The 13,520-nt window shown below is 73.0% G+C and carries 14 protein-coding genes and 1 riboswitch; of the genes, 7 read left to right on the top strand and 7 right to left on the bottom strand.

The window, feature by feature from the left end; genetic code table 11:
• Positions 1 to 54: 54 nt before the first annotated feature.
• Positions 55 to 498: a hypothetical protein gene (locus ACIRQF_RS23350; RefSeq protein WP_376637295.1), complete on the top strand. Its 444-nt coding sequence runs from the start codon at positions 55 to 57 to the stop codon at positions 496 to 498.
• Positions 499 to 587: 89 nt separating this feature from the next.
• Positions 588 to 1,526 (top strand): hypothetical protein, encoded by a 939-nt coding sequence (locus tag ACIRQF_RS23345; protein WP_404094692.1) that lies wholly within the window; start codon positions 588 to 590, stop codon positions 1,524 to 1,526.
• Positions 1,527 to 1,554: 28 nt separating this feature from the next.
• Here the strand turns inward: ACIRQF_RS23345 and ACIRQF_RS23340 are convergent, their stop codons facing one another.
• From ACIRQF_RS23340 to ACIRQF_RS23325, 4 genes are all read right to left on the bottom strand, one after another.
• Positions 1,555 to 2,385, bottom strand: coding sequence for a DUF2690 domain-containing protein (locus ACIRQF_RS23340; protein WP_376637297.1), 831 nt, complete (start codon positions 2,383 to 2,385; stop codon positions 1,555 to 1,557).
• Between the two features lie 132 nt (positions 2,386 to 2,517).
• On the bottom strand, positions 2,518 to 3,576 hold the full coding sequence (locus tag ACIRQF_RS23335) for a prenyltransferase (RefSeq protein ID WP_376637341.1): 1,059 nt from the start codon (positions 3,574 to 3,576) through the stop codon (positions 2,518 to 2,520).
• Positions 3,577 to 3,590: 14 nt separating this feature from the next.
• Entirely contained in the window at positions 3,591 to 4,325 is a 735-nt protein-coding gene (locus tag ACIRQF_RS23330) for a class I SAM-dependent methyltransferase (protein WP_376637298.1), read from the bottom strand.
• A gap of 151 nt (positions 4,326 to 4,476) precedes the next feature.
• Positions 4,477 to 5,829 (bottom strand): glycosyltransferase family 4 protein, encoded by a 1,353-nt coding sequence (locus tag ACIRQF_RS23325; RefSeq protein WP_382483355.1) that lies wholly within the window; start codon positions 5,827 to 5,829, stop codon positions 4,477 to 4,479.
• Between the two features lie 226 nt (positions 5,830 to 6,055).
• Here ACIRQF_RS23325 and ACIRQF_RS23320 point away from each other — a divergent pair, with 226 nt between their 5' ends.
• Positions 6,056 to 6,712, top strand: coding sequence for a TetR family transcriptional regulator (locus ACIRQF_RS23320; protein WP_404094687.1), 657 nt, complete (start codon positions 6,056 to 6,058; stop codon positions 6,710 to 6,712).
• A gap of 2 nt (positions 6,713 to 6,714) precedes the next feature.
• Here the strand turns inward: ACIRQF_RS23320 and ACIRQF_RS23315 are convergent, their stop codons facing one another.
• The 3 genes from ACIRQF_RS23315 to ACIRQF_RS23305 all read right to left on the bottom strand — a co-directional run bounded on the left by ACIRQF_RS23315 (position 6,715) and on the right by ACIRQF_RS23305 (position 9,097).
• On the bottom strand, positions 6,715 to 7,254 hold the full coding sequence (locus ACIRQF_RS23315; RefSeq protein ID WP_404094684.1) for a hypothetical protein: 540 nt from the start codon (positions 7,252 to 7,254) through the stop codon (positions 6,715 to 6,717).
• 140 nt (positions 7,255 to 7,394) lie between these two features.
• Complete coding sequence (locus ACIRQF_RS23310) at positions 7,395 to 7,628, bottom strand: ferredoxin (RefSeq protein ID WP_376637302.1); 234 nt, start codon at positions 7,626 to 7,628, stop codon at positions 7,395 to 7,397.
• Positions 7,628 to 9,097: an aldehyde dehydrogenase gene (locus ACIRQF_RS23305; protein WP_376637303.1), complete on the bottom strand. Its 1,470-nt coding sequence runs from the start codon at positions 9,095 to 9,097 to the stop codon at positions 7,628 to 7,630. Before ACIRQF_RS23305 ends, ACIRQF_RS23310 begins: the two co-directional genes overlap by 1 nt.
• Before the next feature lie 220 nt (positions 9,098 to 9,317).
• On the opposite strand from ACIRQF_RS23305, the gene ACIRQF_RS23300 reads away from it, so the two are divergent.
• From ACIRQF_RS23300 to ACIRQF_RS23285, 4 genes are all read left to right on the top strand, one after another.
• A complete protein-coding gene (locus tag ACIRQF_RS23300) occupies positions 9,318 to 9,773 on the top strand; it encodes a hypothetical protein (protein ID WP_389749833.1) in 456 nt (151 codons plus the stop codon).
• Between the two features lie 169 nt (positions 9,774 to 9,942).
• A complete protein-coding gene (locus tag ACIRQF_RS23295) occupies positions 9,943 to 10,995 on the top strand; it encodes an MBL fold metallo-hydrolase (protein ID WP_404094680.1) in 1,053 nt (350 codons plus the stop codon).
• Between the two features lie 358 nt (positions 10,996 to 11,353).
• Positions 11,354 to 11,428: riboswitch (cobalamin riboswitch) on the top strand.
• 94 nt (positions 11,429 to 11,522) lie between these two features.
• Positions 11,523 to 12,773, top strand: a complete 1,251-nt coding sequence (locus ACIRQF_RS23290) for a prenyltransferase/squalene oxidase repeat-containing protein (protein ID WP_404094677.1) — start codon at positions 11,523 to 11,525, stop codon at positions 12,771 to 12,773.
• A complete protein-coding gene (locus tag ACIRQF_RS23285) occupies positions 12,770 to 13,513 on the top strand; it encodes an SCO2322 family protein (protein ID WP_404094674.1) in 744 nt (247 codons plus the stop codon). The genes ACIRQF_RS23290 and ACIRQF_RS23285 overlap by 4 nt, the downstream gene beginning before the upstream one ends.
• Positions 13,514 to 13,520: the final 7 nt, after the last annotated feature.

Below are 13,520 nucleotides of genomic sequence, written 5' to 3'. Positions count from 1 at the left end.
CCCGCGTGCGGTTGGGTACGCGAAACCTAGAAGGGGCGAATCAACGATATGGGCATGAGCATGGGGCTCCGCCGGAAGGCCGCGGCCGTCGCCGCCACCACCGCGCTGCTGGTCGGCGGCGGCATCGCGACGGCGACCCAGGCGTCGGCGGGTTACATGTGCGGCGCCGGCTACCACTGCGTGTACTGGGGTCAGCTGGGCGACAGCGGCTCGCACGACTACTACAACAGCGACAAGAACTTCACCGACGACTACTTCAACGACAACCCGGGCACGCGCGGCTCCGGCGAGGTCGTGAACGACCAGGTCCGTGCTGCCAGCAACTCCAGCACGGGTGGCTACGAGAGCCACTACTACCGTGACATCAACTACCAGGGTGGCCTGCTCTTCTGCGTGAACCCGGGCAGCCAGGTCTTCTACGGCAGCCTCGCCGGCTGGCAGGAGAGCGCCGCCAGCTCTCTCCTGCTGCGTCCGTCGACGACCATCCACTGCTTCTGATCCGCGTACCCCGCGTCCGAACGGGGCCCGGTGCTACAGGGGTGCACCGGGCCCCGCCCGTTTCCCCTCGACGAAAGGCATCCGCCACCATGCCCGGGACCCGCCGTCCCCGCCGCGCCGTCCTCACGCTGACCGCCGTCCTGGTGGGCGGAGCGGCGGTCGTCGGCGCGACCGTGCTCACCTCCTCCGGCGAAGGCGCGCCCCCGAGGTCCGACGTTCCCCTCGCGACGACGGCAGGACTGGAGCGGCTGCACAAGCTGCCGCCGGTGACCGACAAGGTGTTCACCTGGGACGATGTCCAGGCGCGCAGCGCCGAGGCCCAACGGGCCCACGCCATCGGCTGCATGGCCCGCAGGGGATTCCACTACACCCCGAAGGCCACGCCCCCCGCCGGATCGGGCGAGGACCAGCGGCCGCGGCCCTTCGGACTGGAGACGCCGCCCTCCGAGACCTCGGACGACCAGGGTCCGGCCGAGGAGACGCCCCCGAAGCCGGGCAGTCCCGAAGCCTCCCCCGCCTACGCGAAGGCCCTCTTCGGCGACGAGAGCAAGCGGGTGACGGTCAAGGGCACCCGGGGCATGAGCGTGTCCCGGCCCGGGGACGGATGTCTCGCCGAGGCCGAGACCCGCCTCCTCGGCGACGGCCGGCTGCGCTGGCTCCAGGTACGGATCGAGCTCTTCGAAGGGCAGGAACTGGCCCGTACGGCGCTGGAGAAGGACCCGTCCTTCCGCAACGCGACCGCGCGCTGGCAGCAGTGCATGGACCGGGCCGGGTTCCCCGGCCAGCACGATCCTCAGGCGCTCCTGAAGACGCTGCCCAGCCAGAAGGCCCGGCTGGGCGGCCGCGACATCCTGAAGGCCGACCTGCGCTGCAAGAGCGAGACCGGTTATCTGACCACCGCCTACACCCGGCTCGCCGCCGTCCAGCAGTCCTGGCTGGAGGCCAATCCGGCCGTCGTCAGGGACTGGACGGCCCTGCTGGCCCGTCAGGACAAGGCGGCCCGCGAGGTGCTCGCGGCCAAGGGCTGACGCCCGCCCCGGAGGGCGGGCAGGCAGGCTACGGCTGGTGCGCCTTCTCCTGGTTCGGGACGAAGGGGCCGGTGCAGGTGGGCCTGACGCTCTTCGGCAGGGACGCGCAGGCCCAGACCGAGCCGTCATCCGGGGCCGCGATCAGCGGGGTGTAGACGTCGCGGTCGAAGTGCACCACATCGGCCTGGGCGGCGCCGTCGGAGTTGTTGACGACGACGGTGGCGCCGATCTCGGCGAAGGAGATCCGGCCCCAGGCCGCCTGGCAGGCGTGGCTGTAACGCAGTTCGATGACGAGGTCCTTGGGGATGGACCCGGTGCGCACGGTGACCGCGTCGGCGCCGCAGTTCATCTTCTTGGGGTCCCGGCCCTCGCACGCGGTCAGCGTGCAGCCGGTCGCCGGAACAGCCACCTTGACCACGGGCTTCGGCTTGGGCGCCGCCGACGGCTCGTCGGAGCCGGTGAGGGCGACGACGCCGTAGGTGACCGCGCCGGCCACCAGGAGGACGGCGAGCACCAGCGCGCCCCACAGGGTGCGCCGTCGCCGGGTCGTGGGCCCGGTCGGCGCCGCCGCGTCCGCTTCCGCGTCTTCCGGGGCGGCCGGCTCGTCCTGCTCCGGCGACGTGCGCCGGGCGTCCTCCTCGTCCCACAGGGCGAGGAGGGGCGCCGGGTCGGTCTCGCAGAGCTTCGCGAGGCTCTCGACCGCGTCACGCGGCGGGAACTGCTTGCCGTTGACCCACCGCTCCCACGACGACTTGGCGTAGTGGGTCTGCTCACTGAGCCGGGCGAAGCTCGCGCCCGACGACTTCTTCAAGGCGAGCAGTTCGCTCGCCAGGTCTCTGACCGACCCCGCACGGTCCATCGTGACCGATACTCCCTGTCATGCATGCTCATGCCAGCCATGAACGTGCACATCCTAGAGCGGGTCGAACAGGTGTTTTTACGTGCATGGGGCACGCACGAAAGGCGGTCCGGGCGCGGCCCGGACTCCCTCTCAACCGCAGCAGTCGGGTTCCAGGCCCCGCGGCAGACGCTCGCCGCCGAACACCGCCACGGTCGCCTCGTCGCCGCCGAGCGCGGCGACCGCGAGCAGCAGCGAACCGGCGGTCCAGGTGGTCTGCTCCTCGGGCCACACGGCCTGGTTGCCCTCGAAGACGTAACCGGTCCAGTAGTTGCCGTTCGCGGCCCTCAGGTGCCCGACGGACTTCAGGATGTCCAGCGCCCGGTCCGACTCCCCCATCGCCCAGAGGGTCAGGGCGAGTTCGCAGCTCTCGCCGCCCGTGACCCAGGGATTGGGCAGCACGCAGCGCACGCCGAGCCCGGGGACGACGAACTCGTCCCACTTCTCGTCGATCCTGGCCTTGGCCTCGGATCCGGTGACCGCGCCGCCGAGGACCGGGTAGTACCAGTCCATCGAGTAGCGGGACTTGTCGAGGAAGCGCTCCGGGTGGCTGCGGATCGCGTGGCCCAGCGCACCGGCCGCCAGCTCCCAGTCGGGCTGCGGCTCCTCGCGCTCCTCGGCGATGGCGAGGGCGCAGCGCAGCGCCTGGTGGACGGAGGAGCTGCCGGTCAGCAGCGCGTCGTGGACGGGGGTGCCGTCGGCCTCGCGCTTCCAGCCGATCTGGCCGCCGGGCTCCTGCAGGCCGAGGACGAACTCCACCGCCGCGTAGACGACGGGCCACATGCGGTCGAGGAAGGCGTCGTCGCCGGTCGACAGGTAGTGGTGCCAGACGCCGACGGCGATGTACGCGACGAAGTTGGACTCCAGGCCGCGGTCGGTGACGTTCCCGGGCTCGCCGTCGTGGTAGGCCGCGTACCAGGAGCCGTCGCCGTTCTGGTGCCGGGCCAGCCACGCGTACGCGCGGGCCGCGGCCTCGTGTTCGCCCGCGGTGTCGAGCGCCATGGCGGCCTCGGTGTGGTCCCACGGGTCGAGGTGGTGGCCGCGGAACCACGGTATGGCGCCGTCCTCGCGCTGGACGGCGAGGATGCCGGCGACGGTCTCCGCGGCCTGCTCGGCGGTCAGGACCCCCGGCAGGACCAGGTGTTCCGCCATCCGCTCGGGAGAGGTCACTGGGCGTCGGCCTTCGGCAGGTGGGGCTTGGTGGCGTAGGCGACGAAGCTCTTGCCGACGACCGGGTTGAGCAGCTGCTCGGCGACCCGGGTCACGGCGGGCTTCTTCATGATGTCCCAGACCAGGAGCTTGTGGTACGCGCGGACCGGCAGCGCCTTGTCGTTGTCCACGCCGAAGGCGCACTTGAGCCACCAGTAGGGGGCGTGCAGCGCGTGGGCGTGGTGGGTGCCGTACGGCTTGAGGCCGGCGCCGCGCATCTTGGCCAGCAGTTCGTCGGCCTTGTAGATGCGGATGTGGCCGCCCTCGACCTCGTGGTACTCGTCGGAGAGCGCCCAGCAGACCTTCTCGGGGCCGTAGCGCGGGACGGTGACGGCGATGCGGCCGCCCGGCTTCAGGACCCGGACCATCTCGGCGAGCACGCCCTTGTCGTCCGGGATGTGCTCCATGACCTCGGAGATGATGACGACGTCGAAGGACTCGTCGGGGAACGGCAGGTTGAGCGCGTCGCCCTCCATGGCGGTGGCGCTGGCGCCGGCCGGGGCCTCACCGGCCTCCTTCATGGCGGCGAACCACTTGGCGACCTCGCGGATCTCCTCGGCGTTCTGGTCGAGGGCGACGACCTGGGCGCCGCGCCGGTAGCACTCGAAGGCGTGCCGGCCCCCGCCGCAGCCCAGATCGAGCACACGGTCGCCGGGGGCGAGCGGGAAGCGGGTGAAGTCGACGGTCAGCACGGGGTCCTGCTTTCGCTGTAGACGAGCGGTTGTGGGCGGTCGTTCCGCTGGGGGGCGTGGGGGGTCCCCCCTGCTCGAGCGAAGCCGGGAGCGCGGGGGAGGGTGGGCTCGGCCCACCCGCCGGGCGGCACCCGGCGGAGGGGGCGAGGTGTCACCGGGCCGCTCCGCGCACCCCGGTGCCGAGGGCACCCTGCGCGGCGAGCGCCTCGCGGTAGAGCTCGGCGGTCCCCTGGGCGGCGCGCGCCCAGGTGAAGTTGGCCAGGACCCGCGCCCGGCCGGCCGCGCCGAGCCGGGTGCGCAGGGCGGGGTCGCCCAGCATCCGGCCCAGGGCCACGGCAAGAGCCCCCGCGTCACCCGTGGGCACGGCCAGACACGTCTCGCCGTCGGGCCCCGCGACCTCGGGGATCGCGCCGCCGGTCGTGGCGACCAGGGGCGTGCCGGTCGCCATTCCCTCCGCCGCGGGCAGCGAGAAGCCCTCGTAGAGCGAGGGCACGCAGGCGACCTGCGCGGACCGGTAGAGGTCGACCAGCTCGGCGTCCGTGACGCCCTTGACGAACCGGACGGCGCCTTCGAGGCCGTACCGCTCGATGGCCTGCGCGACCGGCCCGTCCTCGGCGCGCTTGCCGACGACGACGAGGTGCGCGTCGGGGTGCTCGGTGCGGAGCTTGGCGAGCGCCTCGATCAGGAAGACCAGGCCCTTGAGGGGCACGTCGGCGCTGGAGGTGGTGACGATCCGGCCGGGGACCTCGGCGACGGACGGGTCCGGCGACCACAGGTCGGTGTCGGCGCCGATGTGGACGACGCGGATGCGGTCCTCGCGGACGCCGAGGTGCTCGACGATCTCCTGGCGGGAGGTGCCGGAGACGGTGAGGACGGACGGCAGCCGGCGCGCGACCCGCTTCTGCATGCGGGTGAAGCCGTACCAGCGGCGGACGGAGGCCCGGCGCTTCCAGTCGGCGGCGGCGTCGAGTTCGAGCTGCCGGTCGACGGTGATGGGGTGGTGGATCGTGGTGACCAGCGGGGCGCCGATCGCGCCCGGGCCGCCGAGGAGCCCGTAGCCGAGGGTCTGGTTGTCGTGGACGACGTCGAAGTCACCGCGGCGGGCGGCGAGCATGCGCCGGGCCCGGAGCGAGAAGGTGAGCGGCTCGGGGAAGCCGCCGGTCCACATGGTGGCCACCTCGAGGGCGTCGATCCAGTCCCGGTACTCCTCGCGCTTCGGCGTGCGGAAGGGGTCGGGCTGGCGGTAGAGGTCGAGGCTGGCCAGCTCGGTGAGCGAGAGGCCGGTCAGCTCCTCGCCCTCGTCGAGGACGGGGTACGGCTGCGAGCCGATGACCTCGACGCTGTGGCCGAGGCGCGCGAGCTCGCGTGAGAGGTGGCGGACGTAGACGCCCTGGCCGCCGCAGAACGGGTTCCCCTTGTACGTGAGGAGAGCGATCCGCAACGGACGGTCACCGCCTGGGCCGGCACCCTGTCGGGGGCTTGCCTCTATGGCCTCCGCGGTCAATTGCGACCCCCTTCGAGCGTGCTTTTCGCGCGAGCGTAACCGCCCGCGCTAATCTAGAACAAGTTACAGACTTGATCGCTCATGATCTTCTGACCATGCTCTTGATCCTTGAGGAGCACAGAATCTACCGGCAGGTAGCTCCGCCGCGAGATCCGGATCAGGTGATTCGCGCCACGGCGGGAGCCCGGCCATACTGTCGCTCCGCCACCGCACGGAACGGGACCTCATGACCGCGGAAGACAGACCTGCGTCACCGCCCCTGACAGAGCGCCAGGAGGCACGCCGACGGCGCATCCTGCACGCCAGTGCGCAGCTCGCCGGGCGGGGCGGTTTCGACGCCGTACAGATGCGGGAGGTCGCCGAGGCGGCCGGGGTCGCGCTCGGCACGCTCTACCGCTACTTCCCGTCCAAGATCCACCTGCTGGTCGCCACCATGCAGGACCAGCTCCAGCACATGCACACGACCCTGCGCAAGCGTCCGCCGGCGGGCGCGGAACCGGCGCAGCGGGTGGCCGAGACGCTGATGCGGGCCTTCCGGGCGCTGCAGCGGGAGCCGCAGCTCGCGGACGCGATGGTGCGGGCGCTGACCTTCGCGGACCGCAGCGTGAGCCCCGAGGTGGACACGGTGTCGCGACTGACGACCGCGATCATCCTGGACGCGATGGGGGCCGAGCATCCGACGCCGGAGCAGCTGTCGGCGGTGCGGGTGATCGAGCACACCTGGCACTCGGCACTGATCACCTGGCTCTCGGGGCGCGCCTCGATCGCACAGGTGAAGATCGACATCGAGACGGTCTGCCGGCTCATCGAGCTGACCGCGCCGGCGGCCGGGCCGGGCGCCGGGGCCGCGCCCGGACCCCGGAAGGGGTCCGGGCGCGCCTGACGTCAGGACTTCTTGTTCTTCTCCAGGTCGGCCTTGAACAGCGCCTCGCACTCGGGCGTGGCGTCCGTGGCGATGAACATCACCATCTTCAGCGCGCCCATGCTGTGGTCGCTGGCCTTCAGCTGCCAGGTGCCCTGGGTGAGGGTCTGGATCGTCGAGCCGCCCTGGGAGAAGTTCTGGCCGGTCTTCCAGCCGTCCTTGCCGAGGGCGCCCACCGTGTCCGTGTAGGACTTCTTCGGGTCGGACGCCTTCTCGGCGTCGGCGGTCCAGGAGACCATGCACTTCTCCAGGCCGGCCGGCACCGGGTCGCCGGTGGCGTCCTGGACGAAGCCGGCGCCGGTCGCCGCGGTCTCGATCTGCGTCTTCACGGCCTCGGCGGTGAGGTCCTCGCCGCCCGCCTCCGAGCCGCCGCCCGAACCGGCCGACGCCGAACCGCCCGTCGTGGCGGACGAACCGCCCTTGTCCGAACCGCCGTTGCTCCCGCAGCCCGCGACGAGGAACACCACACCCGCAGCCGCGGCCAACCACTTCGCCTTGCGCACAACACTCCCAAATCCGCGCGCACGAAGGCCTCTTGCCCCCGTGACCAAGGGAGTAGTTTTGCATAAGGGAACCGGTGCGCCGGTCGCCGTCCACCCCGCCGGGTGACGCCTCGGGCCGCGGGCCGTGTGGCCCGCGCGGGCTACTCCTCGGGCGGGAAGACCGGCTCGCCGCCGTCCGCCAGGGCGATCGAGATGGCCTCCACCGGGCAGCCCTCCGCGGCCGCCAGGACGCGTTCGTTCGCGTCCGCCTCGGCCTCGCGCGGATGGGACTGCCGGGCCGAGTCCAGGCGGAAGCCGTCCGGGGCGTGGTTCACGCACATGCCGGAGCCGATGCAGACGCCCCGGTCGACCTCCACGTGCCAGCGGTCGCCCATCAGCCCGCCCCCGGCCCCTCGTAGCCCGCCGGGAGGTGGATCATCTTGTGCTCCAGGTACTCGGAGAGGCCCTCGGGGCCGAACTCCCGGCCCAGGCCGGAGTTCTTGTAGCCGCCGAAGGGGCCGAGCATGTCGAGGCTGAAGGTGTTGACGTTGAAGGTGCCGGTGCGGACGCCGCGGGCGAAGGCGACGCCGTGCTCGACGTCACCGGTCCAGACACTGCCGGACAGGCCGTAGTCGGAGTCGTTGGCGATCCGCTGCGCCTCGCCCTCGTCCCCGTACGGCAGGAGGCAGATGACCGGGCCGAAGATCTCCTCGCGGGCGATCCGCATCGCGTTGTCGACACCGCCGAAGAGCGTCGGCTCGACGTACCAGCCGCGCTCCAGGCCCGCCGGGCGGCCGCCGCCGGTGAGGACCTTCGCGCCCTCGGCCTGGCCGATGCCGATGTAGTCGAGGGAGCGCTGCTGCTGACGCCGGGCGACCAGCGGGCCGACCTGGGTGGCCGGGTCGAGCGGGTCGCCGACCACGAGCGCGCCGGCCGCCGCCGCGAAGGCCTCGGCGATCTCCTCGTACCGGGAGCGCGGCGCGAGGATCCGGGTCTGGGCGACGCAGGCCTGCCCGTTGTTCATCCAGGCGGCGGGGACGATCCCGGCGACGGCCGCCTCCAGGTCGGCGTCGGGCAGGATCACGGCGGCGGACTTGCCGCCGAGTTCGAGGGTGACGCGGGTGAGGTTGCGGGCCGCGACCTCCATGACGCGCTTGCCGGCGCCGACCGAGCCGGTGAAGGACACCTTGTCGACCCCGGGGTGCCCGACCAGGTACTCGCTGACCTCGCGGTCGGCGGGCAGGATCGACAGCACGCCCTCCGGCAGTCCGGCCTCGGCCGCGATCTCGCCGAGGATGTACGAGTCGAGGGGTGACTCCGGGGAGGGCTTGAGGATCACCGTGCAGCCGGCCAGCAGCGCGGGCCCGAGTTTCGCGGCGGCGGTGAACTGCGGGACGTTCCACGGCACGACGGCCGCCACGACCCCGACCGGCTCGCGCCGTACGAGCAGCGGTCCGAGGACACCGGAGCGCCTCTCCTCGTACGCGTAGTCCCGGGCGACGGTGATCGCCGAGTCCCAGACCATCATGGCGCCGAGCGCCTGGGCGAGGACCGACCAGGAGAAGGGGGAGCCGTTCTGCGCGCTGATGGAGCGGGCGATCTCCTCGTGCCGTACGGCGATCGCGTCCTTGATCCGCCCGACCACCTCGATCCGCTGCTCCAGCGTCATCCGCGGCCACGGTCCCTCGTCGAAGGCCCGCCGGGCGGCGGCGACGGCCCTGTCGACGTCGGCCTCGGCGGCGTGCGGGACCCGCCCGATGACCTCCTCGGTGTGCGGGGAGATCACCTCGATGACCTCGTCGCCGAGCGGGTCGGTCAACTCGCCGCCGATGAACAGTTTTCCGTGCTCCACAAGCTCGGTCATGACCGACTGCCTCCCGGAACCACGCGTCGACTCCGATATCTGACTGTGTTTCAGAACTGATACCAGTTCTAGTTCTGCTTGGCCAGACTTGCGCACCGCCCGGCGACGGCGGGCGCGGCGGACGCCGCTGTCCTAGACTGGAAAGGAGCGGAATGACCCACGGACCGTGCACACTCCCGGTCGCCGTCACCGCTCCCCCACCCCCCCCTGAGGAGCAGCCATGCGTACCCTCGCGCGTTCGCATCCGCACCGTCGGGCACGGCGCGTCACGGCCCTCGCGGTGACGTCCGTGGCCGCTGTCGCCCTCGCCGCCCCGACCGCCGCACCGGCGCCCGCGGCGCCCGCGGCGCCGGAGAGCGTCTCCGTCACGACGAAGGCACCCGCGTCCTTCCTGTTCAAGTACACCTTCAACGGGCACCTGAAGATCGGCGGCGGCAACTTCACCGTCGGCGGCCCGGTCACCCTCTACATCAAGCTCAACAACGGCACGATCATGTTCCGCCAGACGGTCATCGCGAAGACGCACCCGATCACCCCCGGCGGCGCGATCTACGTGGAGACCAACGTCAGCTCGCCGTGCGCCCCCGGCAACAACGGGTACGCCCGCGCGTACGACCGCACGACGCAGACGTGGTCGCCGCGGCTGCCCGTACCGGTCTGCCAGCGCATCGACTGAGTCCGGCCGCGCCGTTCCCCGCCTCACCGGCCGGCGCCCGCCGCGCTCGGGGTGAGGCCGGCGCCGGGACGGCGACGGCGAAGTACCTACGTCACAGAGCACCCTGACGGTACGTCAGTTCTCGTTATAGTGGCTACGGCCGTACCGGTACGCAGAGACGAGGGTGCCCATGACGCAGCTGAGCGAGACGGTGACCGGGCACGGCGGAGGCGTATGGTCGCTGCGCGTCCCCATCCCCGACAACCCCCTCGGGCACACCCTGGTCCACGTCCTCGACACCGACCGCGGTCCCGTCCTCGTCGACACCGGCTGGGACGACCCCGAGTCCTGGTCCGAACTCACCGCCGGGCTGGGCGTGCTGGGCCTCGGTGTGCAGGACGTGCACGGTGTCGTCGTCACCCACCACCACCCCGACCATCACGGTCTCTCCGGCCGGGTGCGGGAGGAGTCCGGCGCCTGGATCGCCATGCACGCCGCCGACATCGCCGTCGTCCGCCGCACCCGCGAGGCCGAACCCGGCACCTGGCTCGACTACCTGGCCCGCAAGCTCGCCGCCGTCGGCGCCCCCGACGAGCACACCGCCCCGCTGCTCGCCGCGCGCGCCGCCGGCGGGCGGAGGCGAACCCTGCCCGGACTGCGCTCCGCCCTGCCCGACCGCGAGATCGTCCCCGGCGAGCTCCTCGACCTGGCCGGCCGGCGCCTACGCGCGGTGTGGACGCCCGGCCACACCCCCGGCCACGTCTGCCTTCACCTGGAGGAGGAACACCCGGCCGGGCTCCCCGGCCACGGACGGCTCTTCTCGGGCGACCACCTGCTGCCCGGGATCAGCCCGCACATCGGCCTGTACGAGGACCCCGACGACTCCACCGTCACCGACCCCCTCGGCGACTACCTGGACTCCCTCGAACGCATCGGCCGGCTCGGCGTCGCCGAGGTGCTCCCCGCCCACCAGCACGCCTTCGCCGACGCGGGCGGCCGCGTCCGCGAGCTCCTCGCCCACCACGAGGAGCGACTCGCCGGACTGCTCGACCTGCTCGCGACCCCGCTCACCCCGTGGCAGCTCGCCGAACGGATGGAGTGGAACCGCCCCTGGGACCGCATCCCGCACGGCTCCCGCAACATCGCCGTCAGCGAGGCGGAGGCGCACGTCCGCCGGCTGGTGAAGCTGGGCCGCGCGGAGCCGGTGGCGGGGACGGACCCGGTGACGTACGTCGCGGTGTGACGCGGACGGACCGGGCATCGATCCCCGGCTCCCCGGGCGGGCGGCGGCCCGTAGCGCCCGGGCGGCGTACGCGGGGGCGTCTTCGTGGCGCGGGGGTCTTCGTGGGGCGGGCGTCTTCGTGGCGCGGGGGCGCGGGGCATTCTCGTGGCGCGGGGGCTGGGGCGCGGGGCGCGGGGGCGCGGGGGCTGGGGCGCGGGGGCTGGGGCGCGGGGCGCGGGGGGGGCGTCCTCGTGGCGCGGGGCGCGGGGGCGCCGTTCGGGGGCGCCCGTGCACCTGCGCCGGTGCGCGGTGTGACGTACGGCTCCGGGAGGCGCGAGGGGCCGGCCGGTAGACTCGGCGGTCGTCGTCATGCCTGTACAGGGGGAAGCCGGTGGGAATCCGGCACTGACCCGCAACCGTGAGCCGCCCTCCGGGGTGGCGAGTCGGAATGCCCGGTACGGGACGTGAGCGCCGGCACCGTCGAGGAATACGGCGCCGGAGGCTGGCCCCCCGGGGTGCCGGTGTCCGGTGCCCGCAGAGAGGGACCCATGATCAGCGTTCGCCGCGCCGCCGCCGCACTCGCGGCCGGTGCCGTGCTCAGCACCACCGCCGTCGGAGTGGCCGCCGCCGCGCCCTCGCCGACCCCCTCCCCCGCCAAGATCCCGGCCGGGCTCTACGGCACCACGGACCCGACCTACGACGGCGTCTGGCGCCAGTCGCTGGCCTTCCTCGCCCAGCGCAGCTCCGGCATCCAGCCCGCGGACCGGTCCGTCGACTGGCTGCTCGGCCAGCAGTGCGCGAACGGCGCCTTCACCTCGTACCGCGCCGACCCGGCCAAGGCCTGCGACGCGAAGACGATGCTCGACACCAACGCCACCGCCGTCGCCGTGCAGGCGCTCGCCGCCGTCGAGCGCCAGTCCGCCGACCCGGCGGAGGTCGCCAAGGTCGCGAGGGCGGGCGCCGCCTGGCTCAAGAGCGTGCAGAACAAGGACGGCGGCTGGAGCTACGTCCCCGGCGGCCCCAGCGACGCCAACTCCACCTCGATCGTCGTCAGCGCGCTCGTCGTCGCCGGCCAGCGGCCCGCCGACGTGAGGTCCGCGGCCGGCAAGAACCCGTACGACGCGCTGCTCACCTTCGCGCTGCCCTGCACCGAGAAGGACGGCGGCGCGGGCGCCTTCGCCTACCAGCCCGACAAGACCGGCAAGCTCCTCGCCAACGCCGACGCCACCGCCGCCGCGACCCTCGCCGGGCTCGGCAAGGGCATCACCGCCCGCGGCGCGCAGCCCGAGCAGCCGCCGACCTGCACCGACCTTCCCAAGCCGAGCGCCGAGCGGGCCGCCCTCAACGGCGCCTCCTACCTCGCCGCGCAGCTCGCCAAGACCGGCCACCTCACCACCCCGCCGATGCCCGGCGCCGCCGAGACCGCCGAGCTGCCCGACTACGGCAACACCGCCGACGCGGTCGTGGCGCTCGCCGCTGCCGGGGCGAAGAAGGAGGCCACCGGCGCGCTCACCTGGCTGGAGAACAACTCCGCCACCTGGGCCAGGACGAGCGGCCCCGCGGCCTACGCCCAGCTGGTGTTCGCCGCGCACGCCATGGACACCGACCCGCGCAGCTTCGGCAAGACCGATCTCCTGGAGCAGCTGAACGCCACCGGCCCCGCCCCCAAGGCCCCCGACAACTCGCAGGCCTCCACAGGCGCCGACGACGAGTCCGGTTTCGACGTGTGGTGGATCATCGGCATCGGCATGGTCGTCGGCGTCGGCATCGGCTTCCTCCTGAGCGGCCGCAAGAAGTGAGCCCTCTGCGGAGGCCGACGGGCGGGCGCGCGGCGGGCAGGCTCGCCGCGGGTCTGGGCGCCGTGTTCCTGACGCTCGCCGTGTCGGCGCCGGCCGAGGCCGCGGGCTACCGCTACTGGTCCTTCTGGGAGAACCAGGGCCGCGCGTGGGGTTACGCCACCCAGGGCCCGGCGACCGCACGGCCCGCCGACGGCGACGTCATCGGCTTCCGCTTCGCGGTCAGCAAGGACTCCAGCGACGCGAGCCGGCCGACCACCGCCCCGGACTTCGCCTCGGTCTGCAAGGGCGTGGAGAAGAAGGACGGGACGAAGCGGGTCGCGGTCGTCGTCGACTTCGGCGGCCCGGCGGACGCCCCGCCCGGCGAGACCCCGCCGAAGCCGGTGCTCAGGACCGCCTGCCCCGAGGTCCGCGAGGACGCCACCGCAGCCGAGGCCCTGGCGGCGGTCGCCAAGCCGCTGCGCTACGACGGCAACGCGCTGCTGTGCGGGATCGCGGGCTACCCGGCGAAGGGCTGCGGCGAGCAGGTCGCCCTGCCGGAGGAGCAGCCGGGCGGCACGGCGAAGCCGTCCGCGACGGCCTCGGCTTCCGGGACGAGCACGGGTACGGACGCGGGTACCGGTACGGGGACCGCCCCGGGCTCCGACTCCGACGGCCCGTCCGTGGGTCTCGTCGTGGGCGGCGCCGCGGTGGTGCTCCTCGGCACGGCCGGTGTCGTACGGGCCCGCCGCCGTCGCGGATGACGACGGA

Origin of the sequence: Streptomyces sp. NPDC101191 (genome assembly GCF_044767915.1) — a bacterium.
In the GTDB taxonomy this organism is placed as follows: domain Bacteria; phylum Actinomycetota; class Actinomycetes; order Streptomycetales; family Streptomycetaceae; genus Streptomyces.
This window is presented reverse-complemented; position numbering and strand designations above follow the sequence as displayed.

Coding starts and splice junctions, on each gene's coding strand:
- ACIRQF_RS23295 (WP_404094680.1), top strand. CDS start 9,943: ATGACGCAGCTGAGCGAGACGGTGACCGGGCACGGCGGAGGCGTATGG.
- ACIRQF_RS23320 (WP_404094687.1), top strand. CDS start 6,056: ATGACCGCGGAAGACAGACCTGCGTCACCGCCCCTGACAGAGCGCCAG.
- ACIRQF_RS23345 (WP_404094692.1), top strand. CDS start 588: ATGCCCGGGACCCGCCGTCCCCGCCGCGCCGTCCTCACGCTGACCGCC.
- ACIRQF_RS23310 (WP_376637302.1), bottom strand. CDS start 7,628: ATGGGCGACCGCTGGCACGTGGAGGTCGACCGGGGCGTCTGCATCGGC.
- ACIRQF_RS23335 (WP_376637341.1), bottom strand. CDS start 3,576: ATGGCGGAACACCTGGTCCTGCCGGGGGTCCTGACCGCCGAGCAGGCC.
- ACIRQF_RS23300 (WP_389749833.1), top strand. CDS start 9,318: ATGCGTACCCTCGCGCGTTCGCATCCGCACCGTCGGGCACGGCGCGTC.
- ACIRQF_RS23340 (WP_376637297.1), bottom strand. CDS start 2,385: ATGGACCGTGCGGGGTCGGTCAGAGACCTGGCGAGCGAACTGCTCGCC.
- ACIRQF_RS23290 (WP_404094677.1), top strand. CDS start 11,523: ATGATCAGCGTTCGCCGCGCCGCCGCCGCACTCGCGGCCGGTGCCGTG.
- ACIRQF_RS23350 (WP_376637295.1), top strand. CDS start 55: ATGAGCATGGGGCTCCGCCGGAAGGCCGCGGCCGTCGCCGCCACCACC.
- ACIRQF_RS23305 (WP_376637303.1), bottom strand. CDS start 9,097: ATGACCGAGCTTGTGGAGCACGGAAAACTGTTCATCGGCGGCGAGTTG.